This window comes from Mesorhizobium sp. P160187 (assembly GCF_057766425.1).
In genome coordinates, this window is record NZ_JBYMDX010000003.1 from 99,446 (window position 1) to 124,343 (window position 24,898).

24 protein-coding genes, 1 tRNA gene and 3 pseudogenes are annotated in these 24,898 nt (G+C 61.0%); 14 read left to right on the plus strand and 14 right to left on the minus strand.

The annotated features are described in order from the left end of the window. Positions 1–112: 112 nt before the first annotated feature. The 3 genes and pseudogenes from AC3CCE_RS03700 to AC3CCE_RS03710 all read right to left on the minus strand — a co-directional run. Positions 113–248, minus strand: a pseudogene (locus tag AC3CCE_RS03700) (winged helix-turn-helix domain-containing protein); the annotation flags it as partial. 1,447 nt (positions 249–1,695) lie between these two features. Beyond that, positions 1,696–2,013 carry a hypothetical protein gene (locus AC3CCE_RS03705; protein WP_352627306.1) on the minus strand — a complete coding sequence of 106 codons (318 nt, stop codon included), beginning with the start codon at positions 2,011–2,013 and terminating at the stop codon, positions 1,696–1,698. Positions 2,014–2,103: 90 nt separating this feature from the next. Further along, positions 2,104–2,346 (minus strand): exopolysaccharide production repressor protein, encoded by a 243-nt coding sequence (locus AC3CCE_RS03710; RefSeq protein WP_352627308.1) that lies wholly within the window; start codon positions 2,344–2,346, stop codon positions 2,104–2,106. Positions 2,347–2,640: 294 nt separating this feature from the next. On the opposite strand from AC3CCE_RS03710, the gene AC3CCE_RS03715 reads away from it, so the two are divergent. Beyond that, on the plus strand, positions 2,641–2,826 hold the full coding sequence (locus AC3CCE_RS03715) for a hypothetical protein (protein WP_023833470.1): 186 nt from the start codon (positions 2,641–2,643) through the stop codon (positions 2,824–2,826). A gap of 188 nt (positions 2,827–3,014) precedes the next feature. Here the strand turns inward: AC3CCE_RS03715 and AC3CCE_RS03720 are convergent, their stop codons facing one another. Continuing rightward, positions 3,015–3,239 carry a DUF768 domain-containing protein gene (locus tag AC3CCE_RS03720; RefSeq protein ID WP_352627310.1) on the minus strand — a complete coding sequence of 75 codons (225 nt, stop codon included), beginning with the start codon at positions 3,237–3,239 and terminating at the stop codon, positions 3,015–3,017. Between the two features lie 770 nt (positions 3,240–4,009). Here AC3CCE_RS03720 and AC3CCE_RS03725 point away from each other — a divergent pair. The 3 genes and pseudogenes from AC3CCE_RS03725 to AC3CCE_RS03735 all read left to right on the plus strand — a co-directional run. Further along, positions 4,010–5,203 (plus strand): annotated as a pseudogene (locus AC3CCE_RS03725) (IS256 family transposase); the annotation flags it as partial. A 273-nt stretch (positions 5,204–5,476) separates the two neighbouring features. After that, complete coding sequence (locus AC3CCE_RS03730; protein WP_084566247.1) at positions 5,477–5,707, plus strand: helix-turn-helix domain-containing protein; 231 nt, start codon at positions 5,477–5,479, stop codon at positions 5,705–5,707. 486 nt (positions 5,708–6,193) lie between these two features. Further along, a complete protein-coding gene (locus AC3CCE_RS03735; protein ID WP_352626147.1) occupies positions 6,194–6,910 on the plus strand; it encodes a tyrosine-type recombinase/integrase in 717 nt (238 codons plus the stop codon). 116 nt (positions 6,911–7,026) lie between these two features. Here AC3CCE_RS03735 and AC3CCE_RS03740 read toward each other — a convergent pair. Further along, positions 7,027–7,102: transfer RNA gene (locus tag AC3CCE_RS03740), tRNA-Ile, on the minus strand. Between the two features lie 134 nt (positions 7,103–7,236). On the opposite strand from AC3CCE_RS03740, the gene AC3CCE_RS03745 reads away from it, so the two are divergent. Next, positions 7,237–7,947, plus strand: coding sequence for an SIMPL domain-containing protein (locus AC3CCE_RS03745; protein ID WP_023731628.1), 711 nt, complete (start codon positions 7,237–7,239; stop codon positions 7,945–7,947). 259 nt (positions 7,948–8,206) lie between these two features. Here the strand turns inward: AC3CCE_RS03745 and AC3CCE_RS03750 are convergent, their stop codons facing one another. Then, a complete protein-coding gene (locus AC3CCE_RS03750; protein ID WP_352626146.1) occupies positions 8,207–8,551 on the minus strand; it encodes a hypothetical protein in 345 nt (114 codons plus the stop codon). Between the two features lie 220 nt (positions 8,552–8,771). Beyond that, positions 8,772–9,218 carry a YcgN family cysteine cluster protein gene (locus tag AC3CCE_RS03755; protein WP_352626145.1) on the minus strand — a complete coding sequence of 149 codons (447 nt, stop codon included), beginning with the start codon at positions 9,216–9,218 and terminating at the stop codon, positions 8,772–8,774. Between the two features lie 202 nt (positions 9,219–9,420). Between AC3CCE_RS03755 and AC3CCE_RS03760 the strand changes: the two genes are divergently transcribed. After that, positions 9,421–11,616 carry an OmpA family protein gene (locus AC3CCE_RS03760; RefSeq protein ID WP_023713888.1) on the plus strand — a complete coding sequence of 732 codons (2,196 nt, stop codon included), beginning with the start codon at positions 9,421–9,423 and terminating at the stop codon, positions 11,614–11,616. A 324-nt stretch (positions 11,617–11,940) separates the two neighbouring features. Then, complete coding sequence (locus AC3CCE_RS03765) at positions 11,941–12,456, plus strand: TIGR00645 family protein (protein ID WP_023733287.1); 516 nt, start codon at positions 11,941–11,943, stop codon at positions 12,454–12,456. Positions 12,457–12,587: 131 nt separating this feature from the next. Here AC3CCE_RS03765 and AC3CCE_RS03770 read toward each other — a convergent pair whose 3' ends face one another. From AC3CCE_RS03770 to AC3CCE_RS03780, 3 genes are all read right to left on the minus strand, one after another. Further along, positions 12,588–13,454 carry an SDR family oxidoreductase gene (locus AC3CCE_RS03770; RefSeq protein ID WP_023733288.1) on the minus strand — a complete coding sequence of 289 codons (867 nt, stop codon included), beginning with the start codon at positions 13,452–13,454 and terminating at the stop codon, positions 12,588–12,590. Positions 13,455–13,573: 119 nt separating this feature from the next. After that, the gene (locus AC3CCE_RS03775) at positions 13,574–14,296 is read right to left on the minus strand and encodes a helix-turn-helix transcriptional regulator (RefSeq protein WP_155923341.1); all 723 of its coding nucleotides are present in this window, start codon (positions 14,294–14,296) and stop codon (positions 13,574–13,576) included. 8 nt (positions 14,297–14,304) lie between these two features. After that, positions 14,305–15,177 (minus strand): S1C family serine protease, encoded by an 873-nt coding sequence (locus tag AC3CCE_RS03780; protein WP_352626144.1) that lies wholly within the window; start codon positions 15,175–15,177, stop codon positions 14,305–14,307. Between the two features lie 169 nt (positions 15,178–15,346). Between AC3CCE_RS03780 and AC3CCE_RS03785 the strand changes: the two genes are divergently transcribed. Further along, positions 15,347–16,297: a S1C family serine protease gene (locus AC3CCE_RS03785; protein WP_023713892.1), complete on the plus strand. Its 951-nt coding sequence runs from the start codon at positions 15,347–15,349 to the stop codon at positions 16,295–16,297. Between the two features lie 4 nt (positions 16,298–16,301). On the opposite strand, the gene AC3CCE_RS03790 is transcribed toward AC3CCE_RS03785, so the two are convergent. Then, a complete protein-coding gene (locus tag AC3CCE_RS03790; protein ID WP_488377159.1) occupies positions 16,302–16,937 on the minus strand; it encodes an arginase family protein in 636 nt (211 codons plus the stop codon). On the opposite strand from AC3CCE_RS03790, the gene AC3CCE_RS03795 reads away from it, so the two are divergent. Next, positions 16,845–17,051: a hypothetical protein gene (locus tag AC3CCE_RS03795; RefSeq protein WP_488377101.1), complete on the plus strand. Its 207-nt coding sequence runs from the start codon at positions 16,845–16,847 to the stop codon at positions 17,049–17,051. The genes AC3CCE_RS03790 and AC3CCE_RS03795 overlap by 93 nt on opposite strands. Before the next feature lie 255 nt (positions 17,052–17,306). Here the strand turns inward: AC3CCE_RS03795 and AC3CCE_RS03800 are convergent, their stop codons facing one another. Further along, positions 17,307–17,732, minus strand: a complete 426-nt coding sequence (locus AC3CCE_RS03800; protein ID WP_023713894.1) for a VOC family protein — start codon at positions 17,730–17,732, stop codon at positions 17,307–17,309. 66 nt (positions 17,733–17,798) lie between these two features. On the opposite strand from AC3CCE_RS03800, the gene AC3CCE_RS03805 reads away from it, so the two are divergent. Beyond that, positions 17,799–18,425, plus strand: a complete 627-nt coding sequence (locus AC3CCE_RS03805; protein ID WP_023731624.1) for a TetR/AcrR family transcriptional regulator — start codon at positions 17,799–17,801, stop codon at positions 18,423–18,425. Here AC3CCE_RS03805 and AC3CCE_RS03810 read toward each other — a convergent pair. Next, a complete protein-coding gene (locus AC3CCE_RS03810; protein WP_023731623.1) occupies positions 18,358–19,314 on the minus strand; it encodes a LysR family transcriptional regulator in 957 nt (318 codons plus the stop codon). The two genes, AC3CCE_RS03805 and AC3CCE_RS03810, sit on opposite strands and share 68 nt — an antisense overlap. A gap of 109 nt (positions 19,315–19,423) precedes the next feature. On the opposite strand from AC3CCE_RS03810, the gene AC3CCE_RS03815 reads away from it, so the two are divergent. The 4 genes and pseudogenes from AC3CCE_RS03815 (at position 19,424) to AC3CCE_RS03830 (ending at position 24,493) form a co-directional block, all read left to right on the plus strand. Then, positions 19,424–20,059: an FMN-dependent NADH-azoreductase gene (locus AC3CCE_RS03815; protein WP_352626142.1), complete on the plus strand. Its 636-nt coding sequence runs from the start codon at positions 19,424–19,426 to the stop codon at positions 20,057–20,059. A gap of 87 nt (positions 20,060–20,146) precedes the next feature. Continuing rightward, a pseudogene (locus tag AC3CCE_RS03820) lies at positions 20,147–21,500 on the plus strand (IS3 family transposase). Between the two features lie 262 nt (positions 21,501–21,762). Further along, the gene (locus tag AC3CCE_RS03825) at positions 21,763–23,469 is read left to right on the plus strand and encodes an Hsp70 family protein (protein ID WP_352626141.1); all 1,707 of its coding nucleotides are present in this window, start codon (positions 21,763–21,765) and stop codon (positions 23,467–23,469) included. Then, on the plus strand, positions 23,459–24,493 hold the full coding sequence (locus AC3CCE_RS03830) for a hypothetical protein (protein ID WP_352626140.1): 1,035 nt from the start codon (positions 23,459–23,461) through the stop codon (positions 24,491–24,493). The genes AC3CCE_RS03825 and AC3CCE_RS03830 overlap by 11 nt, the downstream gene beginning before the upstream one ends. Before the next feature lie 71 nt (positions 24,494–24,564). On the opposite strand, the gene AC3CCE_RS03835 is transcribed toward AC3CCE_RS03830, so the two are convergent. Next, positions 24,565–24,855: an HlyU family transcriptional regulator gene (locus AC3CCE_RS03835; protein ID WP_352626139.1), complete on the minus strand. Its 291-nt coding sequence runs from the start codon at positions 24,853–24,855 to the stop codon at positions 24,565–24,567. Between the last annotated feature and the right edge of the window lie 43 nt (positions 24,856–24,898).

Genomic DNA, 24,898 nt, shown 5'->3' on the forward strand with positions numbered 1-24,898 from the left:
GGCGACCTGCCCGCGCCCGCTCGCCCTCCCGTTGTTCACCGGGTCAGCGACGCTCAGCGTGATTGGTATCGGTCGGTAGCACGCCAAAAGTGACGTCCTGGCCAAGGCGCGCCTATTCCACGCTGAGCCGATACCAATACCGCGCACCGTCTGCACCAGACCGGATTGGGCGGATCGCGCTCGATCTTGCGGCGCAGCCGGTTGATCTCGACGTCTATGGTGCGCTCGCCGACTTCGGAATCGTCACCTCAGGGAGCCCCGCCAGGACTTGTGGCGCCCCGTCCGCGCTTCGGCCCTCGATCTTGCCGCCACGCTGTTCCTGGGCCTCGCAGTCGGCCTTGGTGTTGGCTTTGGAATGGCGATCGCGGGTTAGATCGCGTCCTTCCTTCGTTTGTATGTTGGCATTGGTAGCAGTGCGCATATGTTGCCAGCCGGCGCTAAGTTGGTCAGGCCCAGTGGCCCGCCCGTTAGCCCCCGCAACAAGGCTGCTGGGCCGTCCTATGTACCGCCGAGGCGAAAAAAGCCGCTGCGCGACAAGCAGACGGCGCCCTTCGCTTAGACTGAGCGTCGCCGATAGCAGAAGGGTGCTTCGTTGATGGTGGGTTTCACGATGTAGCGGCCTCATCAGTCACTTAGATGCAATAATAGGCATCTGGGCGGCCTTGGCCGGCTGCTCGAACGGCGAGCAACGATATGAGATTTCAGAGGGTTCGATCGCGGCCTACATGAACCCTGGCCAGTCGCAGCCAACTACCATCTTGCTCGACCGACAGACCGCTCAGACGTGGTACTTGGTGCGTAAAGCCAGAGGACGTGCTCAGCGACATCGGGATTTCCCGTGACGACATCACGACGTTTGCGTTCCGCAGCCCGGCGTCGAGACGTAGGGCTGAGCAATAAAAGGCCCGCCACCCTGAGGCAGCGGGTTCTCTTTCGGACATGATGAGCTGCCTTTTACGGCCGGCCTTCATGGGGCGGGGTTGCGGATGCCTCTGGCCGGACATTCGACGTCATTGAAGCGAGGCACTCCTCCAGACGTTCCAGCCGCGCCTTCTGACATCGCAGTGTGTGCGCGACGTCATGCAGCCTGGATTTACCCTGAGAGTTGGCGGCAGCGATCAAGTCTATTTGGAGCCGACTGATCTCGCTCCGCAGATCGCGAGCGTCAGCTTCCATCAGACCCCTGATCCATCCAGCCCCACGCATTCCAGCACACCATCCACCGAGCCTGCGTCGCACGATAGCAGCGAGTTTGCTAACAACCATGCCACGAACCTTCTCGAATTTTATGCATTGCTAATATATATGAAAGGCCCGCCACCGTCAGGCATCCGGGCAGTTTTTGCCCCGTCGGATCGATCTGTGAGGTTTGTCACAGACGCATCGACGTATCGGCGTAGGCTACGTGCACTTTCCTGCAGCGTTAAAGGGAGTGGTCCGATGCTTGTGAACCTTCCTATGCTTGTGAATCTTCCTCTTGTCGCAGTTGGTCCCCTTGGCGATTGGGTCCGTCATCGAGCCGAGCAGAAGGCGCTGTTGAAGGCAACGGACGAGTTGAGCAAGTCACCAGACGACATGCTCAGCGACATCGGGATTTCCCGTGACGACATCACGACGTTTGCGTTCCGTAGCCCGGCGTCGAGACGTTGGGGCTGAGCAACAAAAAAGCCCGCCACCGTGAGGCAGCGAGCCAAATTATTCGAGAATTAAACTGGATCGTTCCAGGTTCTGTAGCGCGGGAAGCGCCCGCCGGTCGCCGAACACCCGGCCGAGGATGCGAATGCAAGAAGATGGCCCTCGTCCGCACACCAGGCAATCGAGAAGGAACGTCTCGTGCAGACTTCCCTTGGCGGCAAAGCGGACCCCATAGCCTCGCCCGTGATTGTTGCGCCAGCTCATGGTTTGCGGATGACCGCCTCCAAACATGGCGACCACAACGCACCCGTCCTCCAGTTCCGCGTCTGGATCAATGATAAGGCTTTCAGCCCTAAGCTCGGGGTAGGTGTCTGTCACCGCAAACACGTTGTAGGCCCACTTGCTGGCGGCACTGCGAGGCAAAACTGCTGCCCCAGGGCCACGTGACCGTGCCGAGACGGTCGCGGGCTATGAGATGCCGTCGAGGTTCTCTTGAGCCGCGACCGAAATTCGACTAGTCGAGTCAGCCGCTTCCGATGAGCGCCAGTATATCAAGCAAACGACCAGCCCGGCGTACCCGACTTGCAGAACGATCAGCGCAAGGACCGCACAGCCGAGCGCGGTCCAAATTGAACCGGCTTCGATGTAGGTCCAGATCGCCACAATGATCGCAGTGGCAGACATGCCGACCAGAAACTGTGGAAAATACATTCCTAACGCATTTCATTAATTTAGCGATTGCGCAATTAGCTGATTCTAAAATATCGCTGCAGCATGATGTCGCATCGGTTAGCGCTACCCATCCATAGAAATGGCCGCTGCAGTCTTTGGTGTGGGGGCCGCACCGGCCACCGCGCGGGAAGATACAGCCCCCGCGCTGCCTAAGATATAATCATATTAGCGATCACGCAATTAACCATGTAGGCGCTCCCAAGCCGAAACTCAGGGAATCCCTCTTGAAGGCTCAAACGAGAGGACAAGCTAATACCGTTGAGAGGCGCGGGCATGGACGACGGTATGGGCGAGCATCTTGGGGTTTTCGACCTTGACGCTTTGCGCAAGGCTTTCCTCGAGTTCGTAGAAGAGCATAAAACCACGGATCATCCTGAGTGGGGCGAACTCGCCAAGCTGTTCCTCGAAAATCAACGAGAGCGGCACCAAGAACCGGACCCTGCCCAGCCGGAGGGGTGAACGCACCAGCGCTGTGTGACCGGACCGGCGCAGAAGCCATGACCAGAACAAACCGGGGATTCAAGGATTCGCGGTGTCGATCTACATTTGCTCTGAGATGGCATTGGCGTGGCGCTGGCCGGTTAGGTAAGCGAGCCCCTTGTCAGGCAGTCCGGCATGTAGGACATGACCGGCACGTCGGGGAAGCCTCAGGCTAAGTCCACCCTTTCGGCGACACGACGATTCACTTCGATAATCAATTCGAAGACGCTTTCAAGCTCGCCGTCGATCTCGTCGGCAGGAATCCCGGCCTTCTCGGCAGCTGTTATCAACTGGTCTTTCAAGTCGCCAACCGAGATGGGGTCTCCCCGCGCCACAATGGGCAGTTGTTTGGCTACCCACTTATCGAGAAACCTCAGGCCACGGACGCTCATTTGTTAGCAACCTCTCATCCTTGACACTGCACCCGCCCGCGGCCGGGTGACACCCGATCGCATAAGCGTGACGATTCCCTCCTATGACTTCCGCATGCGGTTGTCGATTCGACTTCGAAGGCCGTGATCGGCCAGATATGGAATTAGTCGGCCCGGTCACGCGCATCGACGGCGACAAGGTAACCGTCAGCCTGCGGCCACTGGTGACTGTCGACGCCGAGCACGTGCGCGTTGTTGAGAGCCATGTGGGGTCGCCACGGCGAAAAAAGCCGATTGTTGACAAAGCCTAACGGCGCTGCTTGAGGAGATCAAAGGCCTCGTCGCAGGGGCAGCCGCCGGAAAGAATGGGATTCGGGCCGCTTTGGATCATTATGCGGTTCCCGAGCCAGCACGGCGACAAGTACCGAGCAGTCGAGTTCCTCGTTGAACGAAAAGTGCGGGTCGGCCTCTGGCAAGATCTGAGCCAAGCGTAGCGATTTCAACCTGGCTGTCTTGGCGGCACGTTCTGTGCATTCAACCTCATTGATCGCTTTCGCGGACCGCACTGCACCTGGGCGTTCTCCCAGCCAACACATTTCCTGGTAGCCTCATTCTCACCTCCCCCCAACGCAAATTTCTACATTCGGATGAACCATGTCGCCCTTCATTCTGATGAAGCCCAAGCTCAAACAAGGTAGTGTGCTGAGAGTTCTGCAAATTCGCTGAGAGGGGGCGGTCATGGCAGGCTGGTGATTGTTCACGTCACCTGATTCCCGCGAAGGAACGCCACCATGACCAAGACTGAAGTTAAGACCGCCAGCGCTGCCGTCAAAGACATTTTGCTTTCGAACCCGGATGGATTGCACGAAGTGCTCCGTGCGGTGATGCAGGAGGTGCTTGAGGCCGAGATGGACGAGGCGCTGGGTGCCTCGAAGAGCGAGCGCACGCCCGAACGGCTTGGCTATCGCTCGGGCTATTACGGCCGTACCCTTGTGACGCGGGTCGGCAAGCTCGAGCTGCGGGTTCCACAGGACCGGGCGGGTCACTTCTCCACCGAGCTGTTCGAGCGCTACCAGCGTTCCGAGCGGGCCTTGGTGGCGACACTGGCGGAGATGTATGTGCAGGGCGTGTCGACCCGCAAGGTGAAGGCGATCACGGAAGAACTGTGCGGCCATGCCTTCTCGGCCTCGTCGATCTCGGCCATCAACAAGCGGCTGGACGAGAGCCTCGCTGCCTTTGCCAGGCGCCCCCTTCAAGAGCCGTTTCCTTACCTCATCCTCGATGCGCGCTACGAGAAGGTGCGTGAAGCCGGTGTTGTCATGAGCCAGGCGGTGCTGATCGCGGTCGGTATCGACTGGGACGGAAGGCGTCAGATCCTGGCCGTGGAGATGGCCAATCGCGAGAGCCGCTCGGCCTGGAGGGACTTCCTCGTCGGCCTCAAGGCGCGCGGCCTCAAGGGCGTCGAGTTGGTTGTGTCCGACGATCACGCCGGCCTGGTGGCAGCGATCGGCGAGGTGATCCCCGAAGCCGCCTGGCAACGCTGCTACGTGCACTTCCTCAGGAACGCGCTCGATCATCTGCCGAGGAAGCACGGCGACGACTGCCTGCAGGAATTGCGCTGGCTCTACGACCGGCGCGATCTCGCAGAGGCCAGGGCTGATCTTGCCGCATGGCTTGCCAAATGGTCGGCACGCTATCCGCGCCTGACAGGCTGGGCCGAGGATGCCATCGAACAAACCCTGACCTTCTTCAGGCTGCCGAGACAGCACCACAAGCATCTCAAATCCACCAACATGCTGGAGCGGCTCAACGAGGAAATCCGCCAGCGCACCTATGTCGTGCACATCTTCCCCAATACCGAAAGCTGCCTGCGCCTGGTCAGGGCCTTGGCCGTCGAGACCAATGAAAACTGGATGGAGGCCAACCGATACATCAACATGGACGACCTGCGCGAGCACAAGAAGCTCGCTCTGCGCCAAGCCGCACGACCAGCATCATGGCTGCCCCATTTTGCAGAACTTGACGCACACAACCATGGTTGCCGATAGCCGCATGCCGAGGCCTAAGCTCATCAACAGTCGCACGATTTGGGATCGTGTCACCCTCGATATCGCTTTCTCCTCCCTGCCAGACAAAGATAACGGCCTCCAAGAACTGTTAGATCGGAGTAAGCAGAAGGCGGCAACAAGATAGGAAGCTACGCGCATTGCGTATACGCTGTGGGCGTAGTACCATTATCCTCCGAGTGGAATGATGACGTGAACGAGAATGACAAGCTTGCGCGAGATGTGAAAGCCTGGCGTTCGAAGGGAGGTTTCACTGCTGAGAGTGCAGCGAAGGTGTTGGGAATACCGAAACGCACATACGAGGGCATCGAGCAAGGTCGAGGTTTCCCGTACCCGAAACTCCTACGCGTTGCCCTCGAAAGCAAAAACCTTTCGCTTGAAGCGATGATAGAGGTCTCTCCGCATGTGAAAAAGCGGCGGTAGAGGACTGGAAGGAGGCCTAATCGCCCGGCCATTCAAGGATGACACTTTCCCCGGCGTTTCGTCGCGCCTCAAAAATGGAAAGACAGTCTATCGCTATCGTGCAAAGGGAATGCCTGAAATCCGCCTCCCCGGCCAGCCCGGTGATCCGGAATTCGAGGCTGCCTACAAAGGGCGACCCAGAGCCAGGGCCTAAAGGCAATTATTATCGACCTACCCGGTCGGGCGTTGCCAAAGACGTTCGGTCATGCAGCGCGGCGACTTGAAGGGACTATGGAATGGCTGGACGAAGCAACGCAGCGGAAGAATGCCAGGCTGATTGAACGCTTCCTTCGGAGCAGGTCGAACCTGCCTACCCGCTGACTTGGCGCGATACGCCAGTAGGAACATCTCGACGCCGACCATCTGCGTGCGATTGTCGAAAGCGCCTTTGCCGCCAACCGGACGGTTGCCAAGCACCTGCTGGTCGCAATCAAGAAGCTCCTGTGGGTGGGGATCGAAGTTGAGAAATGGAGCAAACCGCAGAACAATCCCTCACTGTCGATCCGCGTCCGCATTCCTAAATCCACCACCAATCCCGCGTGGCCGGTCCCCATTCGTGAAAAGTTCGAGGCGCGCCATCCGATCGGCTCCCCGCCGCGCACCTGTTACACGCTCGCCTTTTGGCTCGGCAAGCGACGAGGCGATATCGCCTCGTTGCAATGGGACGATTTGGTTTTCGAGGAGATCGAACTGTTCGATGGCTCCCTAGGGGTGATCGAAGCCTTCGATTTCCGGCAGAAGAAGAACCGCAACCGTCACGGCGGTCGCGAGATGTTTATCCCCATCCTCGACAAGCTGGCGCAAGCCTTGGCGCCGCTCGACCGTTCGAAAGGCGGAACGGTACTGAAGAATGCCTATGGGCGTCCATTCGCGGAAAAGAGCCTCACCGGCATGATGGCACATTGGAACAAGCAGGCCGGCATTCCGGAGGGCTACACTCTCCACGGGCTACGCCGCACCTTCGGCACGTATCTCGCCGAATGCAACATCCAATCGCGTGCCATCATGGAGGCGATGGGGCATTCTTCCATGACGGTGACGGACGAATATGTCCGGCAGGCTAACAAGAAGCGAATGGCCGTCGACATAGCCCGCGCCATCAACGAGCGCGAGGCCAAACGCGATGCGATGAAGCAGCGAGCGGCCCTGCGCGTCGTCAAGTAAGTGAAATCAACCGACCATGAGCAGGGTCCCATATCGGGTGCCCTTTTCTTCGGGCCCATAATGGGCCCAAAACGTTTTGGGCCGAGGCATATCTTTAATAATGAAATCAATGGTTATGGTGGGCCCGGAGGGACTCGAACCCCCAACCAAGCGGTTATGAGCCGCCGGCTCTAACCATTGAGCTACAGGCCCCACGCGCGCTGGATTAGTGTTTTTCCTTGCGCGGCACAAGGCTTTCCGGACGGGCTGGCCGAGATCGCCCAAATCAGCCCATATTCGCGCCCTAGTCGACAGGCGCGACTGGATCGCACACCGAGGAGATTTTCATGACCAGACATATTTTGCCGCTCGCACTTGCCGCCGCGATCGCTTTTCCGGCGATGGCAAGCGCTGCCGATTCGCTGCCCCCGCCCCGCATCATCGTGTCGGGTGAAGGCCAGTCGACCGTGGCGCCTGACCTGGCGCTGCTGACGCTCAGCGTCATGCGCGAGGCCAAGACCGCACGCGCGGCACTCGACGCCAACAACGACGCCATGGCCGCCGTGATCGCGGCAATGAAGTCGGCAGGGATCAAGGACCGCGACCTGCAGACCGCCGGCATCCAGATTAACCCGCGTTACAACTACACCAACAAACCGGACGGCAGCCAGGAAGCCGAGCTTGTCGCCTACCAGGTGACCAACACACTCTCGGTGCGCATCCGCGACATCGACAAAACAGGTGAGATTCTCGACAAGGCTGTGTCGCTCGGCGTCAACCAGGGCGGCGGCATTTCGTTCTCCAACGAGGATCCGAAAGCTGCCGTCACCGAAGCCCGCAGGAAGGCGGTCGCCGATGCCATGGCCAAGGCCAAGACGCTGGCTGAAGCCGCCGGCGTCAGCATTGGCCGGGTGCTGGAAATCACCGACCAGAACGTTGCGCCGGCGCCGATGCCGATCAATGCCAAGGCCTTCGATGCGGCAGGCGCCGCGGTTCCCGTGCAGGCCGGCGAGAATGCCTACGCCGTGCAGGTAACAGTGACATTCGAGCTTAAGTAGCAGGCCACCGGGCCGGGCGCGGTTCTGCTGAACCCGTCGGCCGGAACCGCAGATTTCCGACGTGAAAAACCCCGGAGGACTGGCCTCCGGGGTTTTTTCGAGCCGCACCTTTCCGCGGAGGGAAAGGGGCTCCTGGCTGACCCTAGAAGGGTCATGCCGCTACTCCAGGCTGATCCTCGCAGAGGAGCATGCCTCCGGATCGACCTTCGCAGAAGGTCGTATCCCAGACTGATCTTCGCAGAAGATCAGTCTGGTTCTCTTAGCGATAGATAACCGGGCAGCCGCGCTCATTGGCGAACACGACCACTACGCGATCGCCATACTGGCGGCCGGCGACCTTCACCACGCGGCGATTGACATCGACGATGCGGACGCGGTGCAGGCCCATGCGCTCGGCCTTGTCGAGGGCGTGGTCCGGCGAGCAGCGGCGCCAATTGCGGTCACGGCGAAAGCCGTCCTCATCGTCGCCGGTGTAGACGCCGACGCGGCGGTCATGGTTGTTGCCGAAGCCGAGATAGATCGAGTCCGCCTGGGCGGGCACTGCGGCAAGGGTGCCGAGAGCTACGAGACCCGAAAGGGCTGCCGTCTTGAATGAGTTGAACATTGTCTTCTCTCCTTGTTGAGGGCTTGCGCCCGTCTTGGTCGAACCGATGGGGGGAGAATGCTCCTTGCAATCTGAACTCTTCGCGAACCGGCCGTTCATTTTCGGTTAATCTGCCCGACAGGTTGAAAGCAACCGCCCCTTCCACCGCTGCAAACGATCCTGACCGTCAAAAACGTCCAATGGCGCAGAACGCCCTATGGCAGCGTCCGTTCCAGAATGCTCAGGGCTCGTCATCGAGCATATAGTCGAAATAGTCGTCCGGCTCGGCCAGATCGGTCTCACTGGCGCGGACGCGGCCGCGCATGGAGATGCCGGCATCATGAACAGTCTCGGCACTTCCCGACACCAGCCTGTGCCACCAATAGAGGTCGTGCCCCTCGGCAACCAGCCGGTAGGCACAGGTTTTCGGCAGCCACGTGATGGTGCGCACATTCTGCGGCGTCAGCCCGACACAGTCCGGCACGCGCGCCAGCCGCTTGGCATAGTCCGAACAGCGGCAGCTTTGCCCATCGAACAGCCGGCAGCCGACTGATGTCCAGTAGATCTCGCCGGTATCCTCGTCCTCGAGTTTAGACAGGCAGCATTTTCCGCAGCCGTCGCACAGCGATTCCCACTCGGTGGGCGTCATCGCTTCCAGCGTCTTGGTCTTCCAGAACGGCGTTTCCATTATGGGTCGAGATGTGGCCTCCGCATGCGGCAAGGTCAAGCTGTTGTGTGACTTCAAGTTCCGGCCGCACCATAGGAAAAACATGAAGTTGCCTTCAAAACGCCGGTCAATCGTCCTTGGGTGCGGGTAATGCCTGCAAACCGGAACCAATCCGGTCAAGGACAGTTTGGGCAGGGATGGGACCCCACAAGGAGAATTTAAGATGAAACGCCAACCACGGGTACTGGCAGGTACGGCACTTGGCCTGCTTATGGCATCCGCGCCGTTGGGCGCATCCCCGTTGCAGGGCAACGCCGTTTTCGGCCCCTTGCAGCACACGGCCGCGCCACTGATCCTGGTCCAGGACGACCCTGCTGCAGATGGTCAGCAGACCGACCAGGAACTGCCGCGCAAAAAGAAACGCCAGCAGGCCGAACAGGCAGCGCCGGCCGCCGAGCAGCCTGCACCGGCTGCAGAGCAACCCGCCCCTGCCGCCGAGGAACAACAGCCGCGCAGGAAGAAGCGGGATCAGCAGCAGACCGAGCAGGCCCCGGCCGAACAGGCCGCACCTGCCGCCGAGGAACAGCAGCCGCGCAAAAAGAAGCGCAATCAACAGCAGCAGATCGAGGCGGCGCCTGCGGACGAGGGCGGCGCCCAGGCAGCGCCGGCGACCGATGAGCAGCCGCTCAAGCCACGCAAGAAGAAGCGTGACCAGCAGCAGATCGAGGCAGCACCGGCTGAACAACCGGCCGAACAGGTAGCTCCGGCAAATGAAGAACAGCCGCTAAAGCCACGCAAGAAGAAGCGCGACCAACAGCAGATCGAAGCGGCGCCCGCTGAACAGCCGGCCCAGCAGCCTGCCGAGCAAGCAGCGCCCACCGAACAGGTGGCGCCGGCAAACGACAACAAGTCGGGCAAGAAAAAGCGCAAGCAGGATCAGCAGATTGAGGCCGCGCCTGCCGACAAAGCGCCAGACGTCAAAGTTGCGCCTGCCGGAGAGCCCGCGCCGCAGGCCGAGCCGATTCAGCCCCCGGCCGATCAGCAAGCGGCTCCCGCCGAAGGTGAACAGCCGAAGGATCAGGCGAAAAAGCACGGCAAAAAAACTGTCGGCGAACAGCCGGTGACGGGCGAACAGCAGCCTGCGACCGGTGAACCACAGCCTGCGGAGCAACCGGCCAATGCCGAGCAGCCCGCGCAAGGTGAGACGCCGGCGCAAGGCGAAGCCACGGCCAACCCCGACGAAGCACCCATCCTGGACAGCCAGAAGGATGCCAGGCGCAAGCACCGCAAGGACCAGGGCGGCAACAGCCAAAATGGGAACGGCCAAAATGGGAACGGCCAGAATGCTGGCGGCCAGACGGGCGAGCAGCCCGCGCAGGGCGGCACCGAGGCGCAAGCCCCGAAGCCGGCTCCGGTCGACCAGGGACCGCCGCCCACCGACGACAAGTCAGCTCAGCAGGCAATTCAGCCAGAAAAGATCGCCCCGGTGACGGAGGAAAAAGGCAAACGCGTCGAGCGTGCACCCGATGAGAACGTCCGCGACCGCCGGCGTCCGAAAGGCGTCGACGTCGTCAAGGAACTCGGCGACCGCGTCATCCTGCAGTTCAACAACCAGACGATCGTGGAAAGCAATGACGCTCCGCGCATGCACCGCGGCGCCAGGAATGTTTACTATGAGGAACTGTCGGGCGATCGCTCTCGGGAAATCGTCGAGCGCGACAATGGCATCCAGATCGTCACCATCCGCAACCGCAATGGCGACGTCATCAGGCGATCGCGCATCACGCCGGATGGGCACGAATATGTGCTGAGCTATGTCGACGAGCGCAGCTATGACGACGACAATGACTGGCGCGATCCCGGTGACGACCTGCCGCCGATGCGGCTCACCATCCCGCGCCGCGAGTACATCCTCGATTCGGAAGATGTCGAAAGCCCGGACGATTATTACGAGTTCCTCGAACAACCGCCGGTGGAGAAGGTCCAGCGCCTCTATTCCATCGACGAAGTGAAGCGTTCGGCGCGCGTGCGCGACATTGCCCGTCGCGTCGACCTCGACACATTGAACTTCGAGTTCGGCTCGGCCTCGATATCCGACACCGAAGTGCAGAAACTGGAAGGCGTCGCCACGGCCATGGAGAAACTGTTGAAGAAGAACCCGGCCGAAACCTTCCTGATCGAAGGCCACACCGATGCGGTTGGCACGCCGGAGGCAAACCTTGCTCTGTCCGACCGGCGCGCTGAGTCTGTCGCCGAAGCGCTGACCAATGCCTTCGGCATCCCGCCGGAAAACCTGACCACTCAGGGCTATGGCGAGGAATACCTCAAGGTCAACACCACGGCGCCCAACCGCGAGAACCGCCGCGTCGGCATCCGTCGCATCACCTCGCTGGTGGCACCGGTGGCGAGTAACAATTGATCTGCTTTCCAATGGCTTGAGCAGCTTTCTGGAATCAGATCGACAACAAGGACCCATCCCGGCAGACCGGGATGGGTCGAGCTGCGGACAGCAATCCCGGTTCAACAAGAATTGTACTGGTATTAGAACCGGCTCATTGAATAGAGCGGCCGCCCTCCCCAGATTCAAGGCTGGGCGTTCCCTGCCCCGTCCCGACTCCAGCGGGATGCATTGAACCCCGCCGGCCCTCCCGGCGGGGTTTTTTTGCGTCGCAATTTGCCTTGCAAACCGCGGCAAGCTGATCGAAATACCCCAGTCGACATCAAAGCTGACCGGAACCGCTGCATGAAACGTCTCGAACTAGCCATCGAATCGATCATCCTCGCCTCACGCTGGCTGCTGGTGGTTTTCTATATCGGGCTGGCCCTGGCGCTCGCCGTCTATGCGCTGTCCTTCGGCAAAAAACTCTACGAGTTCGTCATGGTCGCCTTCACACTCGACGACACCGACACCATCCTGAAGATGCTCGGCCTTATCGACGCCGCACTTGTCGCCTCGCTGGTGGTGATGGTGATCATCTCCGGCTACGAGAATTTCGTCAGCCGTTTCGACGACCAGGATGGCGGCGTACACTGGCTGGGTACCATCGATGTCGGCTCGCTGAAGGTCAAGGTCGCCTCGACCATCGTCGCTATTTCCTCGATCCACCTGCTGCAGGTGTTCCTGAATTCGTCTTCCTATACGATCGACCAGCTGATGTGGCTGACCATCATCCATCTCGCCTTCGTCGTCTCGGCGCTGATGCTGGCCTATATCGACCGGCTGATGGGACTGAGCAAAGGCAAGAAGGGCGAGGCGTGATGAGCCCCTTTCTCCCGTTCATGGGGAGGTGAGGCTGGTCCGCACAGCGGGCGAAAGGCAACTGCTTGGTTTTTCGAACGACCAACGCCGGCAGGTGGATGAGGGGCAGCGCCGGCGGCCCGTGATTTCCGTCAATAGACGCTTTTGACGTTCGTCGGCGAATTGGCAAATACCGCGTCCGGCACGAAAAAGTCGCCGGCCAGCGGCCCGGTCGCGCCCGGCGCATAGACCGCGAAATCGGTCACGCCCTCGGCGCGCAGCACCTCTTCATCGATGTAGAAATTGCCCGATGTCTCGCGCGATGGCCGCAGGAAGATGGCGTGTGCGGCATCGGCCATGATGTCGGGTAAGCGGCTCATCGCCGCCACCGTCGCGCCGCCGAGCAGATTGCGCACCGCAGCCGTGTCGATGGTCGAGATCGGCCACAGCGAATTTACCGCGATGCCGTCCTTGGCAAACTCGGCGCTCATCCCCAGCGTGCACATCGACATGCCGAACTTGGCCATGGTGTAGGCGACGTGGTTCTTGAACCATTTGGCCTTCATATCGAGCGGCGGTGCCAGATTCAGAATATGAGGATTCTCAGCCAACTTCAGGTGGGGAACGCACATTTTCGACACCAGGAAAGTGCCGCGCGTGTTGATCTGGTGCATCAGATCGTAGCGCTTCATGTCGGTCTCCAGCGTGCCGGTGAGCTGGATGGCGCTGGCATTGTTGACGCAGATATCGATGCCGCCGAACTTTTCGACGGTCTTGGCAACCGCCTCGGCCACCTGCGCCTCCTCGCGGATGTCGCACAAAACAGGCAGCGCCTTGCCGCCGGCCTGCTCGATCTCCTCAGCTGCCGAGTAGATCGTGCCCGGCAGCTTCGGATGCGGCTCGGCGGTCTTGGCCGCGATCGTCACATTGGCGCCGTCGCGCGCCGCCCGCAACGCTATCGCCAGCCCGATGCCGCGCGACCCGCCGGAGATGAACAGCGTCTTTCCCTTGAGCGACATGTCTTGGCACCTCCCTTGCTACATCACTGACGCGAACCATTGCGCGGCGGCAATGCACTGCGCAAGGCCTCGGCAGCCTGCAACGGGTTACGCAACGTAGGCTCAAACGGATAAGGGGGTTAGACCAGCACCAGGCCCTGCCGCATCGCGATCGCGATGGCATCCGTGCGGTTCGCAGCACCCAGCTTGATCAGGATCGCGGCGACGTGGAACTTTGCCGTGTGCACGGAGATGTTCAGCCGCCGCGCGATCACCTTGTTGGGCGCGCCTTCGGCCAGCAGCGCCAGCACTTCGGCCTCGCGCGGCGACAGCGCCGGACGGGCGGTAGCGCCATCGTCCAACGGCTCCTCGCCGAACAGCCCGCTATGGCTTCCGCCGTTGGCGGCGCCATCGAAATCGTCGTGGCGAGCGGGCGTCGAACGCCCATCCCTGGACACCCGGTAGCCGGCCGCCGCCAGTCTGACGGCAGCCGCGATCAGATTCGCATCCGACGCCAAAGGCAGCACGGCAAGCACCCGGTTTTCCGGCCGGCCAGCGCTCGCGGATAGCAGCACCCGTGGGATTGCGCTGTTGCCACCATCGGCTCGATCGAGCCAGGCCGCACTGTTCGCAACAGCGTCATCGAAGACAGCGACGTCGGCAATCCCGCTGCCGGCTACGACCGGAAGCAGATCGTCCGCCATGGCAAGCGAAGCTGACAGGCGCTCGGCACGCGCGGCATCGTGCAGCGCGATCAGCACCACGAGCTGGCGTCCGCCGCCCGCCACCTCCGGCCGACCCACCTCCGGCCCACCCGCCTCCGGCCCACCCGCCTCCGGCCTTGTCAGCGTGTCGCTTTCCATCGGCCCTCTCAGCTCAGCGGTTTTTCACCGACGGTCAGCGCGACGTCGCGCTGCTCGCCGCCGCGCACCACGCCGAGCGTCACCGCAGCGCCCGCGCTATCCGGCCCAAGCTTTCGGATCAGTTCGCGCGGGCCGTGCACTGCCTCGCCATTCCACGCCACGATGATGTCGCCCAGCGCAAGGCCGGCGGCTTTGGCCGGACCATTGTCGTCGAGGCTCATGACCATGGCGCCGCGCGCCGCGCCGTCACGGATCGGCTGCAGGCCGGCGCCGAGATAGCCGCGCGCGACATGGCCCTTTTCACGCAGCGTCGCCACGGCCCGCTCGATCGTCTCATAAGGCATGACCAGCGCACGACCACGTGGCCCAAACAGCAGCATGCCGATCAGCGCGCCCTTGGCGTCAAGCACCGGCCCGCCCTCGAAACGGCCGCCGGCATTGACGGCGAGATTGATGCGCCGATCGATGGTGCCGCCGCGCATCGAGCGCCAGGCGGGGCCGACCTCGCCGACCGAGCCCGAGACAGCCAGCGCCGAGCCCGGACTGCTGCCGACAGCGATGGCGACGTTGCCCGGCCGCACCCCATCCGCCTTGGCGAGCGCAGACGCCGCGGCCGCGCCGGCCGGCTTCAGAAGCGCTACGCCGGTCGACGGATCGCGACCGACCAGTTCGGCCTTCACCGCTTCGCCCGAAGCCAATGTCAATTCGATCTCCTCACCGGCCTCGACAGCTTCCTCGGCGGTGACGAAATAGCCGTCACGCCAGTGGAAGGCGCTGGCGGTGCGATGGTGATGGGTGGTGAAACTTGCCGTTGCGGGCGCAGCCTTGGCGGCGAGATCGGCGATGGCGTCGGAAAATGCATTAAGGTTGAAGTCACTCATGATGATCTCCTGGGTTTTCTCATGCCCCAGATATCGCTCGGCAGTGCGCCCGGAGGTACTCGTCTGACGGCTAGTTACTGGTGTGACTGGCCATCTGGTCAGGTCGCGGCAGTTCGAGCCGCTCCGCACATATAGTCATCATCGCGCCTGAAAACACGGAGCCCCGCCAATGGCCCTCGCCGCCCACAAATTCGAAACCGACGACACACTGCTCGACGCCTATTCGACGACAGTCGCCGACGCCGTCGACCGCATCGGCCCGGCCGTCTGCCGCATCGAGCGCGTCGGTGGCCAAGGTGGCCATGGCTCCGGCTTCGTCATCGCGCCGGACGGGCTGGTCGTTACCAATTTCCATGTCGTTGGCGATGCCAAAACGGTGCGCGTCTCTATGCCCGACGGCGCCTCCAGCGAAGGCAGCGTGCTAGGCCGCGACCCTGACACCGACATCGCGCTGGTGCGCGCCGATGGCAGCTTCACCGAAGTCGCGCCGCTCGGCGATTCCAAGCGGCTGCGGCGCGGCCAGATCGCCATTGCCATCGGCAATCCGCTCGGCTTCGAATGGACCGTAACGTCAGGCGTGGTCTCCGCACTTGGCCGTTCGATGCGCGCCTCGACCGGGCGGCTGATCGACGATGTCATCCAGACCGATGCCGCGCTCAATCCCGGCAATTCCGGCGGACCGCTGGTATCGTCGGCAGGCGAGGTCATCGGCGTCAACACCGCCATGATCCACGGCGCGCAAGGCATCGCCTTCGCGGTCGCTTCCAACACCGCCAACTTCGTCATTTCGGAGATCATCCGCTTCGGCCGCGTGCGGCGCGCCTTCATCGGCATCTCGGCCGACACCACCAGTTTGCCGCGCCGCGCAGCGCTCCTGTCGCAGGTGACCACCAGTACTGCGGTGCGGCTGCGCAGCGTCGAGAAAGACGGACCCGCGGCGAAGGCCGGCCTCAGGGAAGGCGACATCATCGCGGCGATAGACGGTCGCCCGGTCACCGGCGTCGACGACCTCGTGCGCATGCTCGACGCCGAACGCATCGGCCGCGAGACGCTGTGCACAGTGGTGCGCCGCACCGGCGTCAGCCAGGTGACGGTGACGCCGGTAGCAAGGGCGAGCTGAGCCTTTATCGAGGCTTGAGCACCCGCCCAAGCAGCGACACCAGCAGTCGCGCAAGGTCACCGGTCGGGTCGAGGTCGGGATCGTAGATCGTCATGTCCAAGCCGGTGCAGCGCTGGTCCGCTGCCAGCGCCGACAGAATGGCAACGAGTTCATCGGGGTCGATGCCGGGGCTGCCGGGCGAATCCACCGCCGGCATCACCGTCTGGTCAAGCACATCGACATCGAGATGCAGCCAGTAGGGACAGCCGGCGCGCGCCAGCGTCGCTCTTGTCTTTTGCAACACTCCAGCCGCGCCGAGTTCCTGCGCGGCAAAGACGTCGATGCGCGTGACGGCGGTCGCATTGATGTCGGGCCAGGCAAGATCGGCATCGCGGCTCTCGCGTTCGCCGATCTGAACCACCGCCTCGTCGGCGACGAGCGGACCGACAACACCTGGCCATTGCGCCAGCAAAGCCTCGCCGCGTCCGGTGGCAAGTGCCAGATCCATGCCGGCAGCCGAGCCGAGTGAGGCATTGACATCGTAGTTGCCGGGATGGCGGAAATCGCTGTGGCCATCGACATGGACCAGGGCGACCGCGCCCGAGCGCCGCGCGGCGACCAGTGCGCCAAGCAGGATCGAGCAGTCGCCGCCGATGATCAGCGGGAACTCGCCTTGCCCAAGCGCACCGGTGACGATCTCGGCAAGATCGAGGTTGAAGCGGCGGATCGCCGGACCATTACGCAGCCTAGTGCCCGGTTGCGTTCGGTACTGTAGGCGGGTCTGTCGAGATCGACCACCCGCCCCGGCGCCAGCGACTCGATCAAACCAGCTTGGCTCAGCGCCTGCGGCGCACGCCAGGTGCCGGGCACATGGCCCGGCTCCAAGGGCCGAAGGCCGAGATTGGATGGCGCACGAACAAGGCAGATGTCACGCATGCGGCAGGCCCAGCTTCAACATCACCAACATAGACCGCATGGTGCGGGTCCGGCCACAACGGCCGGAGCCGCTGCCGACATTTGCTGCCATTGTTCAGGCGCCCGCCGCGCCCGCCGCGAATTGCGCCTGAAATTCCGGGCTGAGCGGGATCGGCTTGATGACGTCGATCAGCACGCCATTGGGATCCCTGGTGATGAAGTGGCGCTGGCCGAAGGGTTCGTCGCGCAGCGGGCACAGGATCGGCAGGCCGGCCGCAACGATCCGTTCATAGACAGCGTCAGAATCCCTCACCTCGAAATTGATCAGCAGCCCCGATGTGCGGCCGCGCCCCTCCTCGGGGATCGTCTCGTGGTCGCCTTGGACGATGCCGAGATTGACGCGGCGATCCTCGGCAGACTGCAGGTGCACATACCAGTCGCTCGCAAACAGCGGCTTGAAGCGGAAGTGATTGATATAGAAGGCTTTCGTGCCGGCTACGTCGCCCGTCATCAGCACCGGATAATAGCTCGTCGTCTTCATCTTTCTTTCTCCCGTCAGCCAACATACAGTTTGCATGCCATTCGAAATAACATACAGGCTGCATGTATGCAACGAGAAACCCCGCGCCGCTCCAACCGCGACCGCACCGAAGCGACGCGCGCCGACCTGATCGCCGCGGCGCGCAAACTGTTCATCGAAAAGTCCTATGCCGAGACCGGCACGCCGGAGATCGTTGCGGCCGCCGGCGTCACCCGCGGGGCGCTCTATCACCACTTTGCCGACAAGCAGGCGCTGTTTGCCGCTGTGGTCGAGCAGGAGGCGGCGGCGGTGGCGCAAGAGATCGAGCGCGCCTCGCCGCCTTCTTTGTTTGCCTTCAATGCGCTGATTGCCGGCTCGGACGCCTATCTCGCCGCCATGCGCGCGCCCGGCCGCACGCGGCTTTTGCTGCTCGACGGACCGGCCGTGCTTGGCCGCGCCGCCATGGATGCGATCGACAATCGCCACGGCAACCGGTCGCTGCGCGAAGGCCTGGTTGCGGCGATGCGCGAACAGTCGATGACCAGACTGCCTGCCGATGCGCTGACCGCTTTGCTCGCCGCCGCCTTCGACCGCGCAGCACTTGCCGTCGAGGCCGGCGCCTCGGCCGAAGACTATCGCGCCGTGCTCATGGCTCTGATCGATGGGCTATCTCCGGCTCTCCCTCAGGCAGGTCGTCCGGTTCGAACTCGTTGAAGCAGCCGAGCTGGCGTTTGAACTGGTCGATCAGCCAGGCCGCCGCCGGTTTCGGGCTGCGGTCGGCGCGGTGCATGGCGTAGAGCGATGAGCGCACCTCGCTAAATGGTTCAAGGTCGAGTTCCACCAGCCTGCCGCTGGCCAAATCGTCCGCGATCAGCCAGCGCGGCAACCCGCCCCAGCCCAGCCCCTCGCGCATCAACGTATGCTTGATACGCACGTCTGTCAGCCGCCATGTACGATAGGCAAAGACGCCGAAGTCGCGTCCCTTGGTGCGTTCCGACTGGTCGGTGACAACCAGCTGGGTGTGCTCGCGCGCATCCTCGAGCGCCACCGGTTTCGGCAGCAGTGCCAGAGGATGGGTGGGGGCGGCAGCCAGCACGATCGACATGAAGCCGATGCGCACGAGATGCACGTCGACCTCGCCCAGCAAGCCACCGATGCCAAGATCCGACTGTCCGCTGACGACATGGTCGGGGATCAGACCGAGCGTGCCGATATGCAGTCGCATCATCACGGTCGGGAACTGCGCCTCGAACGCCTTCAGCACCCGCACCAGCACCGGCGAGGGCAGCGCCGCGTCAACCGATAGCGCAACTTCAGCCTCCAGCCCCTGATGGTGACCGTCGGCACGCGAACGGATGCGCTGCAGCACGCCGACCATGCGCCGGGCGTCCTCCAGCATCGCCCGGCCGATTTCGGTCAGCTGCGGCTCGCGCGTGCCCTCGCGCTCGAACAGTTTCAGGCCAAGCTGCGCTTCAAGATTGGCGATGCCGTAGCTGATGACGGACTGCGCGCGGTTAAGCTTGCGGCCGGCGGCTGAGAAGCTGCCGGTGTCGGCGACCGCAACCAGGATCTGCAATTGGTCGAGCGTCGGATTGGGCTGCACGGCATACCTACTTTATGGATGGATCGTATAGAAAATATACCAGTTTTTCGAATGGGTCGGTAGGCCCATATCAGGAGGGAGAAATCAATTCCCACTGGAGAGAACCGCTATGTCTATCCTGCTTGTAACCTCGAGCCCGCGCGGCGCTGCCTCGCACTCGACCCGTATCGCTACCGAATTCGCTGAAAAGCTCGTCGCCGCCGACCCGTCGAATACGCTCGTCGTACGCGACCTCGTGGCCAACCCGCTGCCGCATATCGACACCGATTATGCGACCGGCATCTACACCCCCGTTGAAGCCCGCACGCCGCGCCAGGCCGAAGTCGTCGGCGTCTCCGACATCGTGCTTGACGAACTGTTCGCAGCCGACACCGTGATCCTGGCCACCGGCTTCATCAACTTCAACATCTCCTCAACCCTGAAGTCCTGGGTCGATCACATCTCCCGCTCCGGCAAGAGCTTCTCTTATGGCGAGGGTGGTCCCAAGGGCCTCGTCACCGGCAAGAAGGTCTACATCGTACTCGCCTCGGGCGGCATCTATTCCGAAGGTGCGGCCGTGCAGTTCGATCACGCCATCCCCTATCTGCGCGGCGTGCTCGGCTTCCTCGGCATGACCGACGTCGACGTCATCCGCATCGAAGGCGTCGGCATGGGCCCTGATGCCGTCACCGCCGCACTTGCCAATGCGACGGCCAAGGTCGATGCCGTGGTGGCTGCGAGGCAGCAGGTTGCTGCAGCGGCGTAAGCGCAGGCCCTTCCCACCTGCATTAAAAAAGGCAGGCGCTCCGTGAACTGACCCCCGAAAGTTGGACACAACCTTCGGGGGTTTTGCATGTCCAGACACGGCGAGAGTTGCAAGCGCTCGGTTGTCGATAGCTATTTAGGCGGGGATGAGAGCTACGCGAGTGCGGCGTCGATGCATGGCGTTGATGCGGCCACTGTTCGCAAGTGGGTTGCGTTGTACCAGGCGCATGGCGATGCCGGGCTATCTGGTAAGTACGATCGTTATGACACGGCGTTCAGGCTGTCGGTGCTTGAGCGAATGTGGGAGGAAGGTCTGTCGTATCGGCAGACGGCTGCATTGTTCAATATCCGCAATGCCAGTTGCCTGACGGGCTGGGAGAAGCGCTATCATGCAGGCGGGATAGAGGCGCTCGGCCCACGTCCCAGAGGACGACCCATGTCAAAGCCGCCGTCCCCCGCAGTGCCTGTTGCAGCCAGTGACGAGGCCAAAAGCCGCGAAGAACTGCTGGCTGAGCTGAAGCATCTGCGGATGGAGAACGACTACCTAAAAAAACTGGAGGCCTTAACGCAGGGACACGCGCCCAAAAAGCGCAAGCCGTCCAGGCGTTAAGGCCGTTGCATTCGCTTGAGGGGCTGCTCGAGCTGGCGAAGCTTGCGCGCAGCACGTTCTATTACAGACAGAAAGCAGCGAAGCGCTCGGACCGCCATACGGCGCTGAAGGCGGCGATCAAGGCCATCTTCGACAGCCACAAGGGTCGCTACGGCTATCGCCGGGTGACTGCGCAACTGCACCGGTTGGGCCGGCGCGTCAACCACAAGACCGTCCAGAGCCTGATGGCCGGGATGGGATTGAAGTCGCTGGTCAGGCCGAAGAAGTATCGCTCCTCAGGGGCGAGGCTGGGCGGACCGCTCCCGATCTGTTGCAGCGCAAGTTCGGCGCCGACCGCGCCAACCGCAAATGGGTGACCGACGTGACGGAGTTCAGCCTGGCCGGCGACAAGCTCTATCTGTCCCCGGTCATGGATCTCTACAATGGCGAGATCGTCGCGTTCGAGACGGCGCGGCGGCCACGCTTCAAAATGGTGGACAATATGCTGACCAGAGCCCTCGCCCGGCTTGGTGAGAACGAAAGGCCGATCCTGCATTCCGATCAGGGACGGCAGTATCAGAAGTCGGCATTCCAACGCAGGCTGGAAGCCAGAGGCCTCCAACAGAGCATGTCACGCAAAGGCAATTGCCTCGACAACGCTCCAATAGAGAGCTTCTTTGCCATCCTCAAATCCGAGCTCTTCCATCCCGGAACCTTCGACACCGTTCAAAGCCTGGAGGACGCCATCACGGACTACATCGACTATTACAACCACCGCCGCATCAAACTGAAACTGAAAGGGTTGGCCCCTGTGCAATACAGGAACCAGCCCTTAAACCTACCAACTCAATGAACCGTCTAACTTTATGGGGTCAGTTCATCCGGCGCCTGCCTCTTTTGTTGTTGCACGAATGTCGACCGGAACGGAGTAGCGCATGTAGTGAAACGCGCCGCGAGATCGCCACGTAACCGTGTACGCGTTGTCGGGTGAATTTTCTTCACACGGGTTTTATCATTCAGATAAGTTCCATTTTGAGTTTTATGCCAAGTACAGTATGCGCAAGTCACATACGTGTTAATGACAAGCCACCTCGAAACCGCTCAGGGAGACTTGTTTGTCTGAGTTCCCAATTCTCGGCATTGACCTTGGCACGACCAATTCGTTGGTAGCTCATTTTACCGAAGAAGGCCCCATATTGATCCCCAATGCTATCGGCGCTTTTCTGACGCCTTCTGCCGTGGGGCTTAGCGACAATGGTGACTTGCTGGTCGGCCAGGCAGCCAAGGACAGGCTCGTGTCCAATCCCGATATAAGCACGGCACGATTCAAGCGTTATATGGGCACGGATCACATGGTTCGTCTCGGCCGCAAGGCATTTCGACCGGAAGAGTTGTCCGCGTTCATTCTGCGCTCCTTGAAAGCGGACGCCGAGGCGCATTTCCAGCACCCTATTGACGATGCGGTTATTTCCGTGCCGGCCTACTTCAACGATGTGCAACGCAAGGCAACGATCGCTGCCGCACAACTCGCGGGTCTTAAGGTAAGCCGGCTGATCAATGAACCGACCGCGGCTGCCTTGGCTTATGGCCTGCATCGCACGGACGATGAAAGCACCTTTCTTGTCGTGGATCTTGGCGGCGGCACATTCGACGTTTCAATTCTGGAGATGTTTTCTGGCGTCATGGAGGTGCGAGCGTCGGCCGGGGACGCATTTCTGGGCGGAGAAGACTTCACGGATATCCTTGTGGCGTTGTTGGGCAAGGATCTTGGCCGTGAAGATTTGGGAAAGGGAGATCTGTCACGGCTGCGTGCGCTGGCTGACGAAGCAAAGCACAGGCTTTCAACCAGCAAAGACGCCGATATCCGATATGTCCTGGACAGCGAACAGAAGCATCTTTCCGTCTCTGCAGATCGTTTTGAGGAGGCAACGACGCAGTTAGTCAACCGGATGAAGGCCCCTTTACAGCGCGCGATGCGCGACGCAAACCTAAGCAACGACCAGATCGACCGGATCATTCTCGTTGGCGGTGCAACGAGAATGCCAATCATCAAGTCTACAATAACCAAGCTTTTCAAGCGTTTTCCGGAACATGATCTCGACCCTGATCATGTCGTGGCCTTGGGCGCGGCGGTACAGGCCGGGCTTGCTTCCCGGCATCAGGCGCTCGACGACATCGTCATGACGGATGTTTCACCCTTCACCTTGGGTATCGAGACAAATCATCAAGTCGGACCGAATAGCCAAACCCTGCCCGGATATTTTGCTCCAATCATCGAGCGCAACACGGTTATTCCAGCGAGCCGGGTTGAGCGTTTCAATACTGTAGTTCCTGGTCAGCAGAAAGTGGAACTCAATGTCTTTCAGGGCGAGGCGCCGCTGGTACGCGACAATGTGAAGATAGGTACATTGAGCGTTCCTGTTCCCGTCAACCGCAACGCAAATGAAGCGGTCGATGTTCGCTTTACCTACGATACGTCCGGAGTGCTTGAAGTCATCGCAACGGTCGTCACCAATGGCAAGGCTCATCGACTTGTCATAGAAGGCAATCCGGGCGCTCTTTCGCAAAAAGACATTCTGCAACGCCTGGCAGAACTTGAACGGATCAAAATCCATCCACGCGAAGAAGCGGTTAACGCGGCGCTCGTCGCGCGCATCACGAAAGCTTTTGAAAATGCCTTGGGGCCGCAACGCAAGATGTTGTCGGCATGGCTTGGGGAATTCGAGGCAATCCTTGCCCGGCAACATCCCAAGGAAATCGCCGCAGTGCGATCCCAAATCACGGGAAAACTCGAAGCGTTAGAGAAGTACGATGTTTATTGATGCGTTTTCCATGCTCGGAATATCCGACCGGGAAGACGTCACCGAACGCGAGATCAAGCGCGCCTACGCTACAAAGCTCAAACTAATCAACGTCGATGAGGATCGCGACAGCTTCATTGCATTGCGTCACGCATTCGAGCAGGCGCGCGATCAGGTCAACCGGCGGGAGTATTTCAAGAAAATTACTTCCCCTGACGAGACACAAATTGCCGAAGACACCGACACGCCCGCGTTGAAGAACGTGCCACTGTCCAACGAGAGTCCGCTTCCCGCTATCCTCGAAGCACGCGCTTTGCGGGCCATGGAAGATGATATCGAGACGCTCCTTATCGAAAATATCGAACCAGATGCACCGAAAGAAGCGGCTCCAGCTCGCACGGCTTCAATTGCCATCGAAGCGCCTGCCCTTCGCGCCATGAAAGCTGTCGAGTCGCTTATCACCGAACCAAGAAAATGGCAGAGAATAGACAGCTGGCTGGCAATTCTGGATGGCGAGCTCCTACAGACGATTGATGACATTCAAGAGTTTGAAACCCGCATACGGACCTATGTTTGCGAACAATCAGGCTTCGGCGAGCGGCAGCGTCCGTCGGCCAAGCCCTGGATGATGCAGCGCTTGCTTGACTTGCTTGACGAACGCTTTGGCTGGACACGCAATCGCGGATCAAACTATTGGGAGCGTCAACAGCTTGACTGGTTGCACGCGCTAATCGATCCTGAGACGGCACCCCAATATCGTATGGCGTCCGCGCCGCAACAGGACCCTGAGCCCGAAACGATCGCACCATCGAGCCAAGCCACCGGTTCGGCGCGTCAATCACCTATTTCCGGGTGGGTATGGGTTATGATCATCTTTGTGCTTGTTAAACTTGCTGCCGCGCTTTCTGGCTCAAATGAGCGCGCGAAAACATTCTCACGGCCCGATGCCACACAACAAGTGCCCGCAGGCGTTCTTCGCGACCTCTGTCGTAATCTGTCGTTTGACGAATGTTTCAACAAGATGAGTGGGATGCCGGAGCCATAGGCCGAAAAATTATCGAGCGGAAATCGGGGGAAAAGATAAACAACAGGTGCAAATGTTGGCCACCGCAGGCCCTACCCGAACATCCTCTCGCCTTGCTCGTCGACCAGTTGCATGCCCTTCTTGATCGAGATGTCGACGGCGTCGTCCAGTCCGGCAAAGCGATCGGCGCGGATGAATTTGTGTTCCTTCATCACGCCGTCGACCTCCTTCGAAACCACGCCGCAAGTTTGGTACTGGCCCTCCGCCTTGTATGGCGTGGCGCTGATCAAAAATCCCTTGTGCTCAACCTGCTTTGCCGGTGCTGCGCTCTTGGGCTCGCCCCCCTCACCGCCACCACCGAAAAAACGCTTCAGAAAAGACATGGGGCTTCCTCCAACGGCAATCATCCTGCACCACGTCTCGCGG